Annotated in this window: 2 protein-coding genes; one reads left to right on the top strand and one right to left on the bottom strand. The window is 55.0% G+C overall.

Annotated features, from left to right (window positions below; translation table 11 throughout):
- Window positions 1–410 (top strand): biopolymer transporter ExbD (locus IT781_RS21820; RefSeq protein WP_194972276.1); only part of this gene is annotated, 410 nt, incomplete at its 5' end.
- A gap of 45 nt (window positions 411–455) precedes the next feature.
- Here the strand turns inward: IT781_RS21820 and msrA are convergent.
- Entirely contained in the window at window positions 456–1,142 is a 687-nt protein-coding gene (gene msrA / locus IT781_RS21815) for a peptide-methionine (S)-S-oxide reductase MsrA (protein WP_194972275.1), read from the bottom strand.
- Window positions 1,143–1,339 lie beyond the last annotated feature (197 nt).

The raw sequence follows: 1,339 nt of genomic DNA, 5'->3' as shown, positions 1-1,339 counted from the left end.
ACCAAAACAAAAGCCAGCATCCGGTTTCGGAAATCAACATGGTGCCGCTGATCGACGTCATGCTGGTGTTGCTGATCATTTTCATGATCACCGCACCGCTGATGACGCACGCCGTCAAAATCGACCTGCCAAAAGCGTCCAGTGAACCGCAAGCCGCCGAAACGAAACATGTCGCGCTGTCCATCAACGGCGACGGGCAGTTATTCTGGGATGAGGCCGGTGTCTCGCGCGAACAGCTCAACGAACGCTTGCAGCAGCTCGCGCAGCAGTCGCCGCAGCCGGAGCTGCATGTGCGCGCCGATCAGGCCGTGCCGTATCGGTATGTCGCCGAGGCCCTGGCCGATGCAGCCAAGGCCGGCGTCACGCGCATCGGTTTCGTGTCCGAGCCAGACAATCCCGGCCCACGCTAATCAATCAGCCGCCCGGCATTTGCTGCCGGGCAGCCAGCAGTCGCTTCATGGCTTATCCGGATCATGGTAGGCAACGCCGGTCCCTCCCAGACCGCAATAGCCCAGCGGATTTTTTTTCAGATAATCCTGATGATACGCTTCGGCGGACGTATAGTTTTTCAGCAGGGCAATTTCAGTGGTGATGGGCTTGGTGATGCCGGCCGCTTTTAAATTGGCCTGATAGATGTCCCGCGTTTTCTCTGCCAGCTGCCGTTCTTCATCGGTACGATAAAAGATGGCGCTGCGGTAATTGCTGCCTACATCGTTGCCCTGGCGATTGCCCTGGGTGGGGTTGTGGTTTTCCCAAAACTGAATCAGGACCCGTTCAAGCGTGGTCTGCTTGGGGTCGTAATAGACTTTGACCACTTCCGCATGGTTTTTGACGGCTTTGCCTGCCTGTATGGATTTTTCGGTATCGTGGAGCGTCTCGTAGTTGGGATGGGCGATATCGCCCCCGGCATAGCCGGCCTCAACATCCAATACGCCTGCCAAGGCTTGCATGCGTTTTTCCGCGCCCCAGAAACACCCCATTCCCAGGACGATATAAGGGGTATCAGGACCAACAGCCGCTTTATTCAGGGAAGGATTGCCGCTTTTGCCGGCAAGCACGGAAGAACTCAGCAATACGCCAGTTGCGATCACTAAAACGCCTACCATAGGTAAAGACCAAAATGCTCGATGCCATCTGTTCACAAATATGTCCTTCTTTATACATTCAGTTACATAATGGAGCCACTCAGCTCCGTCTACGCTGTTTGATCGCGTTGAATCGACATTGGTTGCGGTTGCCGGTGAAAATTATTTACTCGACGGAGGTAGTGATCAATGCCGTCAAGTTAAGCCATTCATGGTTCGACAAGCCTGTCCTGAGCGCAGCCGAAGGGCTCACC

Origin of the sequence: Methylobacter sp. BlB1 (assembly GCF_015476545.1) — a bacterium.
Classification (GTDB): domain Bacteria; phylum Pseudomonadota; class Gammaproteobacteria; order Methylococcales; family Methylomonadaceae; genus Methylobacter.
Note: the sequence above shows the minus strand (reverse complement) of the source record. Positions and strands in the feature narration are given on the sequence as shown.